The following is a 15,425-nucleotide window of genomic DNA, read 5'->3' as shown; positions in this document are numbered from 1 at the left end:
TCTTGTCAGTTCTCTTAATTAAAAGAAAAACTCCCTAATTTCTTAAGGAGTCTTTTGTGGGCGATGAGGGGTTCGAACCCCCGACCCCCTCGGTGTAAACGAGGTGCTCTGAACCAGCTGAGCTAATCGCCCTATTTTACTAGGTTGCTATCATTTCGTGATTGCGTGTGCAAATGTACGCTAGTTTTCGAGTTCTGCAAAGAAAACACACTAAAAATTTAAACTTTTTTTAATGTGTTTTCTATCTTGTTGATGTAGAAAATGTTATAAACGTAAATTTTTTAGGTATTTTTTACTTTGAAAGCGTCGGAACGTTTCTATAGATGTAATCGCTGTGTTTTCCTGTAAAAGATTTCTCCAATTCATCAAAAAAAGCGTCGGCATCTTTTTCATTTGGCCAGGTCGATTTGATAAGTTCATCTATTTTTTCGCTGGATTTTTCCATGTCGGCTAGAGAATCGTAGAAAAAGGCTTCCATAAAATCAGTGCTATTGGAACCCCATGAATGTCGGAACGGATAATACGCTTTTATATACGGATCTTTAAAAGTGATTTTTTCATTAAACTCCTTAACATTTTGTCCTTTTCCTTTTCCGCTCATTTCTGATTTTCGGATATAGATAATCATTGGTTTTTTAGTAACATCCTTATACGCTTTCTCTCCAATAGAAGTAATGCTCTGATAAATTTCATCGGAATGTTTTTGAGTGTAAAAAGCATCATATTTTTCAAAAAATGCTTTTCTGGCCTTTTCATCCGGCCAAGCTTTTTTGGCAAGTTCATCACTAATGGCATTCGCTTTTTCGATGTCTTCCCAATTTTTGTAAACACTGACCAAAACGACTTCGGTGTTGTCATCCGTGTAATAATGGGTTAAAAGTTCTGAACCGATAATGAGATCATTTTTGCTGATAACTTTGTCAAAGTATTCCTGTTCAGTGGCTTTCCAGTCTTTCGCTTTTCCGTCCAGGTTGCGATGTAGTGTAGTCATGGTAATAAAGACTGGTTTTTCTTTTTCTGGAGCTTTGTCTTGTGCGTACGTGGTTACGCACCATAAGGTCATCCATAGGACGAGCCCTACAAGTGTAGTTTTTGTTTTCATGATTTGAATTTGTTTGGTTATTAAAAAAACTAAACAAATTTAATTCATTAAAAATCAAGTGATTATAAATTTTAAATAAAGTTTTCCTTCCAGATTTGGCCTGAAATTTAAATCGCTGTATTTAAAGGGAGTTCGGCGACTACAAACGTACTTCCACCTGCATAAATGAAATCATTTTTTGTAGCGTTTTTCTTTGCATCTAGAAAAGCTTTTTCAACCGAATCGTATTTTTCTCCAAATAAATCATACTTCTTTGCTGTATCTTGCAGAATTTCAGTGCTTAATCCCCTTGAAGAATCGGGTCTGCAGAAATAATATTTAGCTTCTTTAGGAAAGAGGGGTAAAATTGAATCTAGGTCTTTGTCGTTTACAACGCCCAAAACAATATGTAGATTTTCAAAAGTCTCTTTTTGAAGTTGCTTCATCACAACAGCCAAACCATGTTTATTGTGCGCCGTGTCGCAAATGATTTTTGGGTTTTCGCCAAGTTGTTGCCATCTGCCTTGTAATCCCGTATTTTTTACAACATTTAATAAACCTTCTTTTAATTGTTCGGTTGAAATTTTAAAATCGGTTTCATTGTTTAAAATTGAAATCGTCTGCTGAACCGTTTTTTTATTATGAAATTGATAATCTCCAATTAAATCCGATAAATAAATCTGATCAATTAAATCCGAAGCAAAATATATCGGTGCATTGTTTTGTTCGGCTTTCGCCAAAAATACAGGTTGCGTTTCATCCGTATATTCGCCAATGACAACGGGAACATTTGGTTTTATGATTCCGGCTTTTTCGCCTGCGATAGCTTCTAAAGTATTTCCTAAAAACTGTGTATGATCTAAACCAATATTCGTAATTACCGAAACTAGAGGCGTAATAATATTAGTAGCGTCTAATCTTCCGCCCAGACCAACTTCGATAATCGCAATGTCAACTTTTTCAGTTGCAAAATAATCAAAAGCCAAACCAACAGACATTTCGAAGAAGCTCATATCATTGGCTTCAAAAAAACTTTTGTGTTTGCTGATGAATTCAATTACAAAATCTTCTGTAATTTCTTCGCCGTTAATTCGGATTCTTTCTCTGAAATCTTTCAAATGCGGTGAAGTGTACAATCCTACTTTATATCCAGCTTCATGCAAAACAGATGCGAGCATGTGTGAAGTCGAACCTTTTCCGTTTGTTCCTGCAACATGAATGCATTTTAAATGATCCTGCGGATTACCAAGATGCGCTGCCAGTATTTTGATATTGGTTAAATCTTCTTTATAAGCTGAAGCGCCCTGCATTTGGTACATTGGAAGCTGATTAAACATCCAATTTGTAGTCTCTTGATAGTTCATTTATTTTGGATAAAATGGTTGCCGATTGAAATAAATTTCGATTTTTGTAGTTTAATATTACAGCGAAAATTATCTTTAGTGCAAATTTCAAATAATTTTTAGAATTAATCATAAAAACCAGAATTAAAATATGTTTAGCTTCATTCAATTACAAACAGATACAATCGCAAACGCAGCATCTAACGTAGTTATCGAAAAAATTGCTCCAAATAACGAAATCTCAGTTTTAGACTTTATCTTTAAAGGAGGTGTCTTCCTTATTCCAATCGCTATCTTATTGTTTTATACTATATATGTTATTTTTGAACGTTATCTCTATATCAGTAGAGCTTCTCAAATTGATAGCAGATTAATGCAAGATGTTGGTGATAAATTGCATTCTGGAAATATTGAATTAGCGAGAGCTATAGTTGAACGAAATAATACCGCAGTTGGAAATATTCTGAAAGAGGGCGTTATGGTAATTGGAAGACCAATTGCTGAAATTGAATCAAATATGGATCGTGCGGCAGATATTGAAATTGGAGAAATGGAAAGGCATTTAGGTCATCTTGGACTTATTGCCGGTATTGCTCCAACACTTGGTTTCATTGGAACAATTTCTGGGGTTATCAAGATTTTCTACAGCATTTCGGTTACAGAAAATATCAGTATCGGAAATATTTCTGGAGGTTTATACGAGAAAATGATCAGTTCAGGATCAGGGTTAATTGTGGGTATTATTGCTTATAGCGCATACCACTTGTTGAACGGAAAAATTGATAATTTCGCCTTAAAGGTTCAGAAACAGATTTTAGAATTTGTAAACATAATTCAAAGAGCATAAGGTATGTCAATCAAAAGAAAAAGAAGATTTCATGCTGAGGTGGCGACTTCGTCATTAAGTGACATTATGTTTTTCCTGTTGTTGTTTTTTCTTATTATTTCAACACTCGCAAATCCAAATGTCATAAAAATGACTTTACCGAAAGCTAAAGCAAACGAAAAAACGAATAAGCAATTAATCAGTTTGTCGGTTACTGAAGACAAAAAATTCTATATTGACAAAGAACCAGTTGAGTTTGAAAATCTTGAAGCTAGTTTAATGTCAAAAATTGGAACAGATAAAGAACAAACCGTTGTAGTAAGAATTCCATTTAATCTGCAAGTACAAGATTTAGTTGATGTTTTGCAAATAGGAGTGAAGAACAATTTGAAGTTTGTAATTGCAACAAGTCCGAAGTAAAATTATCATTAGGGCGTGACCCCAATAAATAAAATGGGCCAATCAGCATAACGTTGATTCGCCCATTTTTTTATTGCGGTCGGGCTATTCGGGCTACTGCGGTAGTTTCCTTCTATCCCTCACGCAAACATACGTTCTCCAAGTCATTTTGAGGAACCAAGCAATTAGACGACAATTTTTAGCACAAACTAGAAGAAAAAAGGCTTTCAGATTTCTGAAAGCCTTTTTTGTATTGATATTTTATGGTTTTAATTCAAACTAAAATTATAAATAATTTTGCCAACTTGCTTAACAGGAGCATCACTATCCGATTCCCATTTTGTGTTCATCGCAGCAATTCTTGCCTGGTCTAATAAACAACTTGCTGTATTTGTTGTTCCTTTAATTCCGGCAGTTGCACTAATTGTTTTTCCGTTTTGGTCAACTGTGACTTCAACGACTACTTTTCCTTCTTCATTACAATTGTATTTAGGAGCAGGCTTAGATAATGCTTTTCTGTTTCCTAAAGAATATCCAGGTCCGCCACCAGAACCACTGCCGCTTCCAGCGCCATAACCACTTCCAGTTCCTTTACCACCTCCAGTTCCTCCGCCAGAACCGCCACTTCCGTAATAGCCTTTAGAGTTTAAATCTCCTCCAGGTTTTCCTTTATTTCCGGCCACTTTATCATCACCATCTCCGCCTTTGTTTGAACCTTTCAAGATACTAGACAAAGCATCGTTTGTGGAGTTCGAAACTTTTGGTTTTTCAGGAACAGGTTTTTGTACCGGCTTTTCAACAGGAACAGGCTTTTTTGGCTTTTCTTTTGTCGGAATAACTACGTCATTATCTGCAGTTGTGTTTTCTTGTGAAATTATAGCTTCTTCTTCAGGAGTTGCTTTTGCGGGTGCTTGCTTTACATTGTTTTTTACTTCTAGAACTTCGCTTTTATAATTTGCCCCAGAACCTAAATCGCTGTCGCCAAAGTTCACAGTTACGCCACCACCGCCACCGCCACCATCAGCAAGTGCAACGTTGTTTTCAGGATTATAGGGAGGCCAAAAACGGATGAAAAACAACAATAAAATTATCATACCACATATTATACTTGTCATTATAAGCGATTTCTTTTTATCAGAAAGCGAAGATTTTAAAATAAAACCGAAAAGCAATCCAAAAAAAAGGAATGTAAGACGTCTTATATTTCTTGATGTGATACTCATTTATTCGTGTAATTTATTATTTCTTTTAAAAACGTTTAAAAGTAGTAAAAATTGTTTAGAACGAAAGAACAGGATGCAATTTAACCGCAAAGTCCTGTGGTGAAATTAACCACAAAGTTCGCAAAGGTTTTCGCAAAGAAGCGCAAAGTTTTTTTGAGTAAATCTTTAGATTAAAAGTTTACAAAGCTTCGTCAACACAAAGCTTTGCGAACTTAATATTTAGTTCCTGTTTACGTTCCGACTTAATAAACTTAGCATCCTTTGTGGTAAAAAAACATTTGCGGTAAAAAAAAATGAGCCAAAGAATATTTGACTCATTTAGAAGTGAGTGTTTTATAATTATACCAACTGTTTCAAAGCAATTTCAAAAGCAGTCGCACTAATATTTGTTTTTGAAGCACTTAAAGCATGTGCTTTTACAATAGCATTTTTTATAATTTCGGAAGTATCATTAAAAATAGCCTCATCCGTCATTTGAACTTTTTTCTCCATGAAATAAGCAAAAACTCTTGCCATTCCGCAGTTTGAAATGAAATCCGGAATCAAACTAACTTTGCTGTCAACTTCTTCCATAATCGATCCGAAGAAAATTTCTTTATCGGCAAAAGGAACGTTTGCGCCACATGAAATTACCTCTAATCCGTTTGCAATCAAATTATCAATCTGTGCTTGAGTAACCAATCTTGAAGCTGCGCAAGGTGTGAAAATTTCAGCACCTATCGTCCAGATTTTAGAATTGATTTCTTCAAACGGAATCATATTTTCGGCAACTAATTTGTTTCCGTCTTTATTTAAAAACAACGTTCTGATTTCTTCAAAAGAAAAACCTTCTTCTTTAATCAATCCACCATCACGGTCTATAATCCCGATTACTTTTGCCCCCATTTCAGCTAAATAAAAAGCAGCAGCAGATCCTACGTTTCCAAAACCTTGAACAATTGCTTTTTTACCTTTAATTTCTCCGCCATAAATAGAGTAGAAATGACGAACCGCTTCAGCAACGCCATAACCAGTAATCATATCAGCAACGGTATATTTCCTTGTTACGTCAGGAGAGAATTTTGGATTTTCAATCACTTTGATAACACCTTGACGCAATTGGCCAATTCTGTTGATTTTATCTGCTTCTGTCGGTTTGAAATGTCCGTTGAAAACACCTTCCTGCGGATGCCAAACGCCACATTCTTCAGTCATTGGAATCACTTCGTGAATCTCATCAACATTCAAATCACCACCAGTCCCATAATAACTTTTCAATAAAGGCGAAACGGCTTTGTACCAACGTTGTAAAACGCCTTTTTTGCGAGGATCATTTGGGTCAAAATTAATTCCAGATTTAGCGCCTCCAATTGCAGGGCCAGAAACTGAAAATTTAACTTCCATTGTTTTTGCCAATGATAAAACTTCGTTCATATCCAAGCCTTTTCTCATTCTTGTTCCGCCTCCTGCAGCTCCTCCGCGCAGCGAATTAATAACTGTCCATCCTTCAGCTTCAGTTTCAGAGTCTTTCCAGTTAAAAACAATTTCAGGTTCCTTATTTTCAAATTGCTGTAATAAATCTTTCATTTTGTTGAGATATGTTTATTTTGCGTAAAAGTATAAAATAGAATAATGCGAATAATGTATTTTATGCCAAATTTAATGAAAGAAAAAAAAGAAAGCCGAAAACGATAAGGTTTTCGGCTTTCGGAATTCGAATATTTTTAAGAAATTCTAAATTATATTCCTAACAAGTGTTTTTTCAAAGTCTCATCAACTGGTTTGTCTGAAAGCCAGATTCCGAATAAAGCCTGTTTGAAATCAAATCCTTGGATTTTTCCTTTTGGAACATCATTTTTAATTACGTTAACCGTTTGATCCAACGGATTGTAAAATAAAATGAAAACATCTTTTTCTGTAATAGCGTCGCTTAGGAATGTTTTGAACTGCTCAATTCTTGGACGCAAAGCTTCAAGATTGCTTCCAGCAGATTTTTCAAAACCTGTATTCATCGCTTTTGTCAATTTGTTTGACGAAACCATAGATGAGGTAATTTCAATTCTGATCGCCATTTCAGTATCACTGTCGATAATGAATTTTGGGTCTTGGCTTAATTGAGACAAATAAAGTGCCTGAACATAAACTTCCAACCACATTTTTGATCTTCCGCCGGCACCATTTAACTGCATCGTTTTGCTTTGTACTTCAATTTTTCTTGGAACCGTCACGCCGTTTACATCTAGTTGAGCTTGGGCAGAAACAGTAGAAAATTGTACACTAAAAAGGAATACAAATAATAGTAAAATCTTTTTCATACTTCTATCAATAATTTTTGTTTTTTGGCAAAAATACTTTTAATTTCTAAATTTTGCTCTCTAAAAATACATGTTTTTTATGAAAGCATAGTATTTTTTTTAAATGTATTTATTTCATAATCAAATTAGTAAGACTTGCTTTACGTACATATACGCGCTTTTAAACCGGTTGCGCTTTTTTGGAGGAAAAAATCACTAAATTTTTTTAGTAATGCCATTTTTATGCGCAATTATATTCTTAAATTTTAAAGAAAATGTTGCAGTATTGATGTTAGTCGATTGAAATTTCAGAATAATTACGAAAACGTTATCGTAATTATTGCTGATCTATTAATTTTATATGCACGCATTGTTAATTCGACTTTTAAAAATTATCTTTGAAAGCCTTTTTTGAGGTAAGAACAAATAAAAAAACACAAAAAACAAACTATCTCCACCAACGATTTTTTTCGATTGTGGTTTTAAAAAACAATAAACTAACAAGACTATGGATTTTAATCTTACCGAAGAGCATTTGATGATTCAGCAAGCTGCAAGAGATTTTGCTCAAAATGAATTGCTGCCTGGTGTTATCGAACGCGACGAAAAACAAATTTTTCCGACAGAACAAATTAAAAAAATGGGCCAACTAGGCTTTATGGGAATGATGGTTGATCCGAAATACGGAGGAAGCGGACTTGATGCAATTTCATATGTGATTGCTATGGAAGAGATTTCTAAAGTTGATGCATCAGCTTCTGTGGTGATGTCTGTTAACAATTCATTAGTTTGCTGGGGATTGCAAGAATTTGGAACTGAAGAACAAAAACAAAAATATTTGCCAGGTTTGGCTTCGGGAGAAATTCACGGAGCATTTTGCTTAAGCGAGCCAGAAGCAGGAAGTGATGCAACTTCTCAAAAAACAACTGCGGTTGACATGGGAGATCACTATTTGGTAAACGGAACAAAAAACTGGATTACGAATGGAAATACAGCTTCGGTATATTTAGTTATTGCTCAAACACATCCTGAATTGAAACATAAAGGAATCAATGCTTTGATCATGACGAAAGATATGCCAGGTTTTTCTATTGGTCCAAAAGAACAAAAAATGGGAATTCGTGGTTCTGATACACACTCTTTAATGTTTAGTGATGTAAAAGTTCCGAAAGAAAATAGAATTGGAGAAGACGGCTTCGGATTCAAATTTGCTATGAAGACTTTGGCAGGAGGTAGAATCGGAATTGCTTCTCAAGCGTTAGGAATTGCTTCTGGAGCTTATGAATTGGCTTTGAAATATTCTAAAGAAAGAAAAGCATTCGGAACGGAAATCTGCAATCATCAAGCAATCGCTTTCAAATTGGCAGATATGGCTGTAAATATCGAAGCGGCTCGTCATTTGTGCATGAAAGCGGCTTGGGATAAAGATCAGCATAAAAACTACGATGTGAGTGGTGCGATGGCAAAATTGTTTGCTTCACAAGTTGCAATGGATACAGCTGTCGAAGCAGTCCAAATTCACGGTGGAAACGGATATGTGAAAGAATATCATGTAGAGCGTATGATGCGTGATGCAAAAATCACTCAGATTTACGAAGGAACTTCAGAGATTCAGAAAATTGTAATTTCAAGATCGGTTATTGCAGGATAAATTTAGATTTTCATCCAAATAAATATAAAAACCCTTTCAGCTTTTTGAGCTTCGAAAGGGTTTTTTGATTTTTTTTTGTTATTTTTCAGCAACTTAACGTTAGAAAAAGCGATTGTCTTTTGCTAAATAAACAACCTACTTTATGAAAAAGCTTTACTTTCTTTTTGTTCCGTTGGCTTTATTGAGCTGTAAATCGAGTCCTTCTTTAGTAAATGAAACTGCTGAAACTTCAAGTCCGAAAAAAATAGAAATTAATTATAAAGTCAGTGAATCTGAAGTTTCAGATTTTTTGAAATATCTTTCTTCGGATGAATTGGAAGGACGTGAAACGGGGACAAAAGGAATTGAAAAAGCAGCTGTTTTTCTGGAAGATTTCTTGAAGAATAATAATATCAGACCATATTTCGCTTCTTATCGTGATACATTGACTAACTTTAAATCGCCCGCCTATAATATTGTTGGAGTTCTTGAAGGAACAGATCCTGTTTTGAAAAAAGAATTTGTGGTTTTGAGCGCGCATTACGATCATATTGGAATAGAGAAAAAAAAGCAAGCCGATGTTATTAATAATGGTGCCAATGATGATGCATCGGGCGTAACTGCTGTTGCTCAAATGGTGAAATATTTTGCGACAACAAAATCGAATAAACGCAGTATTTTGGTTGTGTTTTTTGCTGGAGAAGAAAAAGGTTTGTTAGGATCTAAAAGTTTAGTTCCGAAATTAAAAAAGAGAGATTTTAATTTGTACACACAGTTGAACATTGAAATGATTGGCGTGCCGATGAAACGAGATTTTTTGGCTTATGTTACAGGTTTTGATAAATCAAATATGGCGCAGAAAATCAATGAGTACACAGGAAAAAACACTATTGGATTTTTGCCAAAAGAAGCAGAATACAAATTGTTTTACCGATCTGACAATTATTCTTTTTTTGAAGGCTTTGGAAAACCTTGCCAATCGATAAGTACTTTTGACTTTGAGAATTTTGAATTTTATCACCATATTTCAGATGAATTTAAGGTAATGGATATTCCGCATATTACTGCGTTTGTTCAAGAATTATTACCAGCAGTAACTCAGATCACGATTACTCCAACAGAGGAAATTACAATGAATTAATAACATGTCTTTTTGTTGGTTTTGCTTATTTTTGTGGCATGAAAAATATTATCGTTACAGGAACTAGCCGAGGAATTGGTTATGAATTAGCATTGCAGTTTGCAAATGCCGGATATCAAGTTTTGGCAATTTCCAGAAAAATTCCGCAATCTTTATTAGAACATCAAAATGTGACTTGCCTTTCAGTTGATTTGGCAGATGAAAGTGCTTTGAGCGAAGTAGATCATTTTCTTTCTTCAACTTGGAAAAAAGTAGATGCAGTGGTGCATAATGCAGGAGCTTTAATTTGGAAACCTTTTGCAGAAACCACGCAAGCGGATTTTGAAAATATTTATAAAGTGAATGTTTTTGCAGTAGCTAATCTGACAAGAATTTGTCTTCCTTATTTAGAAAAAGGAAGCCATGTTGTAACGATCAGTTCTATTGGTGGTGTTCGAGGAAGCTTGAAATTTGCAGGTTTGGCAGCTTATAGTTCTAGTAAAGGAGCTGTAATCACTTTGACTGAATTATTGGCTGAAGAATACAAAGAAAAAGGAATTTCATTTAATGTTTTGGCTTTAGGTTCAGTTCAGACTGAAATGCTGAATGAAGCTTTCCCAGGATATCAAGCGCCAATTTCGGCAGAAGGAATGGCAACTTATATTTATGATTTTACGCTTAACGGAAATAAATATTTTAACGGAAAAGTACTTGAGGTTTCATCTACTAATCCGTAGATAAATTCCAATATTAAAATTCCAAATTCCAATTGACTAAAAACTTATAACTCATAATTATTTTGAGCGAAACATTAGCTAAATATATCCCTGAACACGCTGTAAAGCCCGTTTTTGATTTGATTGTGTCCAATCAGGTGCACTTGAAAATCGTAAACGAGCGACAGACGCGTCACGGTGATTATAGACGTGGGCCAAGCGGAAAACATGAAATTACGGTAAATGCGAGTTTGAATAAGTACCGTTTTTTGATCACGCTGATTCATGAAATTTCGCATTTGGTTGCATTCGAAAAATTTGGAAGAAACATAAAGCCACACGGAAATGAATGGAAATATACGTTTCAGCGCTTGATGGTTCCTTTTATTCGTCCAGAGATATTTCCAAGTCAGATTTTGCCATTATTGGCTCGACACTTTAAAAATCCTTCGGCGAGTAGTGATACAGATACCACTTTGTCATTAGCATTAAAACAATATGATGCAAATAGCGATAAGAATTATGTTTTTGAAATTCCATTCGGAAGCATTTTTAGAATAAAAAATGGCAAAGTATTTAAGAAACTTGCCGTTCGGACAAAACGCTTTGAATGCATTGAAATAAGTTCCGGAAAAACCTATCTTTTTAATCCGAATGCTGAAGTAGAATTGATGGACTAGATTTTTTTAAATTCCAATATTTAAATTCCAAATTCCAATTAATTTGGAAAACGCAATAAAAAAAATCCCAAATTCCAATTTTAAAAGTTGGGATTTGGGATTTGTCATAAGAAATTTAATATTAAATTTAAACACAGTTCGTTCTACATTTGTAGAATTGTGATATATTTGAAAAAATTAAAAGCAATTTATGACAAAAAAATTACTTAAAACATTTTTGATAGTACTTCTCACAAATGTTGCATTTGGACAAGAAGCAGAAGATTCGCAAAGCAAAGAAAATACAAATCCGATTATCTTTTTTGAAGGTTTTGGAGGCCCGTCAGTAGTTAAGAATCTAGGCGTTTCTGGCGGGGTTGAATTGAATTTTCAAACAGAAAGAAGCCTATTTACTTTTCGATACATTAATTCGGCAGGTTATCAAAGGAAAAGTGACGGTCCAGTTATAATTTTTCCCGCGATGTATAAGTCGGAAGATAATGTTGAGCTTGCCTTAATGTATGGAAGACGCTGGGTGAAGTACCACCATTCTTATAGTATTTCGGCGGGAATTAGCCGAAACAATATAGAATTGGAAAAACGTGATCTTGATGAAAATCGAACTGTATCAAGTGTTGGTTTTTATGGATTTCCTTTTGAAGCTAATTATAAAAGGTTTTACACAAAAAAAAGATCTAATCTTATCTATAATGTGTTGATTCCGAGTGTTGGGTTTAAGATTTTTGGTGATATTGGGAGATATACTTTTGTTGGAGTAGGTATTTCAGTAGGTTTTGGTTTATGCAAGCACTACTAGAAATCCCAATAAAAAAGAAAATCCAAATTCCATTTTATATTGGAATTTGGATTTTTTTTATTTTGGAATTTAAAAAGACTTAACCTTTCAAATAAGCTTCTCTTACTTTTTTAAATAAGTTCGAAGAATAAACAAACTTTACAACTGCCTCGTTGTCGGTTGTGAAGATTTCCTCTTTAGTTCCTTGCCAGGCTTTTAATCCTTTCTTTAAGAAAACAATATTTTCACCAATTTCCATCACAGAGTTCATATCGTGTGTATTAATTACAGTTGTGATATTGTATTCTTTTGTGATTTCCTGAATCAAGTTATCAATCAAAGTTGAGGTATTTGGATCTAAACCAGAATTGGGTTCATCGCAGAACAAATATTTCGGGTTGTTTACAATTGCACGAGCGATGGCAACACGCTTTTGCATTCCTCCAGAAATTTCAGAAGGTAATTTTTTATGCGCTTCAACTAGATTTACTCTTTCTAAAACAAAATCAACGCGTTCTTTGATTTGCGCTTTATTGCTATTGGTAAACATTCTTAATGGGAAAGCTACATTTTCTTCAACAGTCATCGAGTCAAATAAAGCACTTCCCTGAAAAACCATTCCGATTTCAGTTCTTAATTCGCGTTTTTCGTCTGGATTTAAGTCAGAATAAACTCTGCCATCAAACTCAATTGTTCCCGAGTCAGGCGTATGAATTCCTAAAAGAGTTTTTAATAGAACCGTTTTTCCAGATCCACTTTGTCCAATAATCAAGTTGGTTTTTCCAGTTTCAAAAACGGTCGAAACACCTTTTAGAACTTTGCTGTCCCCAAATGATTTTACTACATTTTTTACTTCTATCATTATCCTAATAATAATTGAGTTAATATATAATTTAGAAGGATAATGGTAACAGATGTCCATACAAACGATGTTGTACTTGCTTTACCAACTTCTAATGCACCACCTTTCATGTAATAACCATGAAAAGAAGGAATTGTTGCCAATAACATGGCAAAGATTAAAGTTTTTATGAATGCATAAGTAATATGAAAGGGAATAAAATCCTTTTGAGCTCCCATAATAAAATCTGCGCCAGTTGAAAATCCGCCATAAGCACAAGCAAGCCATCCTCCAAAAATTCCTAAAAACATACTGATCCCAATTACAAAAGGATACATTAATAAAGCTATGATTTTTGGGAAAACAAGATAGTTTACAGAATTAACTCCCATAACTTCTAAAGCGTCAATTTGTTCTGTAACGCGCATGGTGCCAATACTTGAAGTAATAAATGATCCCATTTTTCCAGCCATAATTACCGAAATGAAAGTAGGAGCAAATTCTAAAACCACAGATTGACGTGTAGCAAAACCAATTAGGTATTTTGGAATTAAAGGGTTAGTTAAGTTTAATGCTGTTTGAATGGCAACAACTCCTCCGATGAAGAAGGATATAAAGCAGACAATACCAAGAGAGTCAATAATTAAGTCGTCGATTTCTTTGAAAATTAAATTTTTCATTACAGACCATTTAGTCTGTTTGTTGAAAATCTCTTTCAGCATTAAGAAATATTTTCCTATTTGGGATAAATAACGAATTAGCATCATAAGTTTTACAAATATTGGCTAAATTAAGGATTAGTTTACAGTTTACCGTTTTGGTGGGGAGTTTTTTAATTTTTTTTAAGATTAAAAAAGCTTTTGTTTCATTTTTTCAAAACGATATTTCCTGATAAATTTAGCTTGTTCGGGGTTTACTAATAAAGGAGTTTTGGCTTTTTTCGCTTTCCAAAACCCTCTGATATAATCTAAAAACAGAAATGGTTTTTTCTTCATCATCGCCAGTTTTGCCGAAGCGATTGCTGTAATCCAAAAACCATATCCTAATGTATAAAAAGCTTCGCCTTGTTTATAGCGAGCTGTCTTATTGTAATTTGCTCCTGTTGGTTTTAAATGTTTTACATGTAGAGATTCGTCTGTAACGATTTTCCAATTGTAATATTTACAAAGTAATTCGTCAACGGTATCCCAGCCCATTGCAGGTCTTAAACCTCCAATTTGCTGAAAAGTTGCTGTACGATAGGCTTTCAAAGCACCACGAATATGATCTTTGTCGGTAAGATTTTCTAAAACCCATTCGCCATTTTTATCAATATAGCAGAATCCGCCAGCCATTCCAACTCTTGGATCTGATTCGAAATGTTTGATTATGGTTTCGAAATAGTTTGGAGGAAAAATTAAATCGCCGTCGATTTTTACAATGATATCGTAATTTGAATCTAAAGTATCAAAACCTTTTTGAAAAGCCTGAATTACTTTGCTTCCCGGCATATGAATAGCATCTGAAGTTTTATTTACAACCGAGATATATGGATTTTCTTTTGCAAAACCCAATACAACTTCTTCTGTTTTGTCAGTTGAATTGTCATTTACAACCACAACTTTTGATGGCAAAACGGTTTGAGTTACCAACGATTGTAAAGTAAGACCAATAAGATCTTGCTCGTTGTGTGCGGGTATAACAATGTAATATTTCATAAATTTTAACTTTAAATCCCAAAAGGAAAAAGAAATTCCAATTTTTAAATTCCAAATTCCAATCAAACTGGGTTCAATTGGAATTTGGAATTTTATTTTTTGAGCTTTTCAAAGTTGGAATTTGGAATTTTTATTTCTTGGAATTTGCCTTTAGGCTCTTTCCGCTACAACAATATAATATCTTGGAGTGAAATATCTTAATAATGGTCTTAATCCAAACTTTTTTACCGGGTGTGTAAATTGCAAACGGTCTGTTATTTTCCAGCCTGTTTTTTCTAAAAGCCAATCCAATTGCCAGTCTTCAAATTCATGGTAATGTCTGTCCCACATATCAGTTTTAGAACGATATGCTGGCGAAAACCATAAACGTAACGGAATTGAAATTAGTAATTTGTCACATTTTACGTTTTGTAGAATCGTGTATGGATTTAATAAATGTTCGAAAATCTCAAATGCAGTAAAAACAGTATATTCTTCTGTTTGTAAAGCTGTATGATCGTTGTCTAAATCTTCGCCTTTTGTATTTTTTACCGTATAACCATTTTCTTCCATTATTTTAGAAAACGGATTTGGAACTCCAAAATCAAAAATGGTTTCTGATGTGCTAACGTGCTTTTGTAAAAACTCTAAGGTAAGTTTGAATCTTTTATTCGGAAACGTTTTTTCGTACATAGTCATTGCGAACGAATTAATCTCTCGTTCTTGATTTTAATTAGGTCGCAAATATACTAAAAAAGTAATCAGTGTTCAGTTTTTAGTGTTCAGTTGCAACGCTAAGTTTTGGTGAAAAAATAAACCATATAAGTAATATAAGTTCAATT

16 protein-coding genes and 1 tRNA gene are annotated in these 15,425 nt (G+C 34.1%); 7 read left to right on the top strand and 10 right to left on the bottom strand.

Translation table 11 applies throughout. The features are described 5' to 3' along the window. Nucleotides 1-57 precede the first annotated feature (57 nt). The 3 genes from AAYQ19_RS15495 to AAYQ19_RS15485 all read right to left on the bottom strand — a co-directional run bounded on the left by AAYQ19_RS15495 (nucleotide 58) and on the right by AAYQ19_RS15485 (nucleotide 2,445). A tRNA-Val gene (locus AAYQ19_RS15495) sits at nucleotides 58-132 on the bottom strand. Nucleotides 133-292: 160 nt separating this feature from the next. Beyond that, complete coding sequence (locus AAYQ19_RS15490; RefSeq protein WP_343537466.1) at nucleotides 293-1,102, bottom strand: hypothetical protein; 810 nt, start codon at nucleotides 1,100-1,102, stop codon at nucleotides 293-295. 107 nt (nucleotides 1,103-1,209) lie between these two features. Then, nucleotides 1,210-2,445: a bifunctional folylpolyglutamate synthase/dihydrofolate synthase gene (locus tag AAYQ19_RS15485; protein ID WP_343537465.1), complete on the bottom strand. Its 1,236-nt coding sequence runs from the start codon at nucleotides 2,443-2,445 to the stop codon at nucleotides 1,210-1,212. 130 nt (nucleotides 2,446-2,575) lie between these two features. Between AAYQ19_RS15485 and AAYQ19_RS15480 the strand changes: the two genes are divergently transcribed. Together AAYQ19_RS15480 and AAYQ19_RS15475 are read left to right on the top strand one after the other, a co-directional pair. Next, entirely contained in the window at nucleotides 2,576-3,271 is a 696-nt protein-coding gene (locus AAYQ19_RS15480) for a MotA/TolQ/ExbB proton channel family protein (RefSeq protein ID WP_343537463.1), read from the top strand. 3 nt (nucleotides 3,272-3,274) lie between these two features. After that, nucleotides 3,275-3,670: an ExbD/TolR family protein gene (locus AAYQ19_RS15475; protein WP_343537461.1), complete on the top strand. Its 396-nt coding sequence runs from the start codon at nucleotides 3,275-3,277 to the stop codon at nucleotides 3,668-3,670. Between the two features lie 248 nt (nucleotides 3,671-3,918). On the opposite strand, the gene AAYQ19_RS15470 is transcribed toward AAYQ19_RS15475, so the two are convergent. The 3 genes from AAYQ19_RS15470 to AAYQ19_RS15460 form a co-directional block, all read right to left on the bottom strand. Next, a complete protein-coding gene (locus tag AAYQ19_RS15470) occupies nucleotides 3,919-4,764 on the bottom strand; it encodes an energy transducer TonB (protein WP_343537460.1) in 846 nt (281 codons plus the stop codon). Nucleotides 4,765-5,211: 447 nt separating this feature from the next. After that, the gene (locus AAYQ19_RS15465; RefSeq protein WP_343537458.1) at nucleotides 5,212-6,438 is read right to left on the bottom strand and encodes a Glu/Leu/Phe/Val dehydrogenase dimerization domain-containing protein; all 1,227 of its coding nucleotides are present in this window, start codon (nucleotides 6,436-6,438) and stop codon (nucleotides 5,212-5,214) included. 152 nt (nucleotides 6,439-6,590) lie between these two features. Further along, a complete protein-coding gene (locus AAYQ19_RS15460) occupies nucleotides 6,591-7,166 on the bottom strand; it encodes a chalcone isomerase family protein (protein ID WP_343537457.1) in 576 nt (191 codons plus the stop codon). 487 nt (nucleotides 7,167-7,653) lie between these two features. On the opposite strand from AAYQ19_RS15460, the gene AAYQ19_RS15455 reads away from it, so the two are divergent. The 5 genes from AAYQ19_RS15455 (at nucleotide 7,654) to AAYQ19_RS15435 (ending at nucleotide 12,087) form a co-directional block, all read left to right on the top strand. Beyond that, nucleotides 7,654-8,796, top strand: coding sequence for an acyl-CoA dehydrogenase (locus AAYQ19_RS15455; RefSeq protein WP_343537456.1), 1,143 nt, complete (start codon nucleotides 7,654-7,656; stop codon nucleotides 8,794-8,796). Nucleotides 8,797-8,938: 142 nt separating this feature from the next. Next, a complete protein-coding gene (locus AAYQ19_RS15450; RefSeq protein ID WP_343537455.1) occupies nucleotides 8,939-9,916 on the top strand; it encodes a M28 family peptidase in 978 nt (325 codons plus the stop codon). 38 nt (nucleotides 9,917-9,954) lie between these two features. Next, nucleotides 9,955-10,632, top strand: coding sequence for an SDR family NAD(P)-dependent oxidoreductase (locus tag AAYQ19_RS15445; RefSeq protein WP_343537454.1), 678 nt, complete (start codon nucleotides 9,955-9,957; stop codon nucleotides 10,630-10,632). Nucleotides 10,633-10,694: 62 nt separating this feature from the next. Then, nucleotides 10,695-11,291, top strand: coding sequence for a SprT-like domain-containing protein (locus AAYQ19_RS15440; RefSeq protein ID WP_343537452.1), 597 nt, complete (start codon nucleotides 10,695-10,697; stop codon nucleotides 11,289-11,291). A 190-nt stretch (nucleotides 11,292-11,481) separates the two neighbouring features. Continuing rightward, nucleotides 11,482-12,087, top strand: coding sequence for a hypothetical protein (locus AAYQ19_RS15435; protein WP_343537450.1), 606 nt, complete (start codon nucleotides 11,482-11,484; stop codon nucleotides 12,085-12,087). A gap of 79 nt (nucleotides 12,088-12,166) precedes the next feature. Here the strand turns inward: AAYQ19_RS15435 and AAYQ19_RS15430 are convergent, their stop codons facing one another. From AAYQ19_RS15430 to AAYQ19_RS15415, 4 genes are all read right to left on the bottom strand, one after another. Then, nucleotides 12,167-12,928: an ABC transporter ATP-binding protein gene (locus AAYQ19_RS15430; RefSeq protein WP_343537448.1), complete on the bottom strand. Its 762-nt coding sequence runs from the start codon at nucleotides 12,926-12,928 to the stop codon at nucleotides 12,167-12,169. After that, nucleotides 12,928-13,674: an MlaE family ABC transporter permease gene (locus tag AAYQ19_RS15425; RefSeq protein ID WP_343537447.1), complete on the bottom strand. Its 747-nt coding sequence runs from the start codon at nucleotides 13,672-13,674 to the stop codon at nucleotides 12,928-12,930. Before AAYQ19_RS15425 ends, AAYQ19_RS15430 begins: the two co-directional genes overlap by 1 nt. 81 nt (nucleotides 13,675-13,755) lie before the next feature. Next, complete coding sequence (locus AAYQ19_RS15420) at nucleotides 13,756-14,604, bottom strand: glycosyltransferase family 2 protein (RefSeq protein ID WP_343537445.1); 849 nt, start codon at nucleotides 14,602-14,604, stop codon at nucleotides 13,756-13,758. A gap of 150 nt (nucleotides 14,605-14,754) precedes the next feature. Next, nucleotides 14,755-15,276: a methyltransferase gene (locus AAYQ19_RS15415; protein ID WP_207294609.1), complete on the bottom strand. Its 522-nt coding sequence runs from the start codon at nucleotides 15,274-15,276 to the stop codon at nucleotides 14,755-14,757. Between the last annotated feature and the right edge of the window lie 149 nt (nucleotides 15,277-15,425).

Source organism: Flavobacterium mesophilum (assembly GCF_039581405.1).
GTDB lineage: Bacteria > Bacteroidota > Bacteroidia > Flavobacteriales > Flavobacteriaceae > Flavobacterium.
This window is presented reverse-complemented; position numbering and strand designations above follow the sequence as displayed.

What these genes read in the sequence shown, in the direction of transcription:
- AAYQ19_RS15485 (WP_343537465.1), bottom strand. Translation starts at nt 2,445, where the DNA reads ATGAACTATCAAGAGACTACAAATTGGATGTTTAATCAGCTTCCAATG.
- AAYQ19_RS15435 (WP_343537450.1), top strand. Translation starts at nt 11,482, where the DNA reads ATGACAAAAAAATTACTTAAAACATTTTTGATAGTACTTCTCACAAAT.
- AAYQ19_RS15460 (WP_343537457.1), bottom strand. Translation starts at nt 7,166, where the DNA reads ATGAAAAAGATTTTACTATTATTTGTATTCCTTTTTAGTGTACAATTT.
- AAYQ19_RS15420 (WP_343537445.1), bottom strand. Translation starts at nt 14,604, where the DNA reads ATGAAATATTACATTGTTATACCCGCACACAACGAGCAAGATCTTATT.
- AAYQ19_RS15425 (WP_343537447.1), bottom strand. Translation starts at nt 13,674, where the DNA reads ATGATGCTAATTCGTTATTTATCCCAAATAGGAAAATATTTCTTAATG.
- AAYQ19_RS15490 (WP_343537466.1), bottom strand. Translation starts at nt 1,102, where the DNA reads ATGAAAACAAAAACTACACTTGTAGGGCTCGTCCTATGGATGACCTTA.
- AAYQ19_RS15470 (WP_343537460.1), bottom strand. Translation starts at nt 4,764, where the DNA reads ATGACAAGTATAATATGTGGTATGATAATTTTATTGTTGTTTTTCATC.
- AAYQ19_RS15450 (WP_343537455.1), top strand. Translation starts at nt 8,939, where the DNA reads ATGAAAAAGCTTTACTTTCTTTTTGTTCCGTTGGCTTTATTGAGCTGT.
- AAYQ19_RS15415 (WP_207294609.1), bottom strand. Translation starts at nt 15,276, where the DNA reads ATGTACGAAAAAACGTTTCCGAATAAAAGATTCAAACTTACCTTAGAG.
- AAYQ19_RS15475 (WP_343537461.1), top strand. Translation starts at nt 3,275, where the DNA reads ATGTCAATCAAAAGAAAAAGAAGATTTCATGCTGAGGTGGCGACTTCG.
- AAYQ19_RS15445 (WP_343537454.1), top strand. Translation starts at nt 9,955, where the DNA reads ATGAAAAATATTATCGTTACAGGAACTAGCCGAGGAATTGGTTATGAA.
- AAYQ19_RS15430 (WP_343537448.1), bottom strand. Translation starts at nt 12,928, where the DNA reads ATGATAGAAGTAAAAAATGTAGTAAAATCATTTGGGGACAGCAAAGTT.
- AAYQ19_RS15480 (WP_343537463.1), top strand. Translation starts at nt 2,576, where the DNA reads ATGTTTAGCTTCATTCAATTACAAACAGATACAATCGCAAACGCAGCA.
- AAYQ19_RS15465 (WP_343537458.1), bottom strand. Translation starts at nt 6,438, where the DNA reads ATGAAAGATTTATTACAGCAATTTGAAAATAAGGAACCTGAAATTGTT.
- AAYQ19_RS15455 (WP_343537456.1), top strand. Translation starts at nt 7,654, where the DNA reads ATGGATTTTAATCTTACCGAAGAGCATTTGATGATTCAGCAAGCTGCA.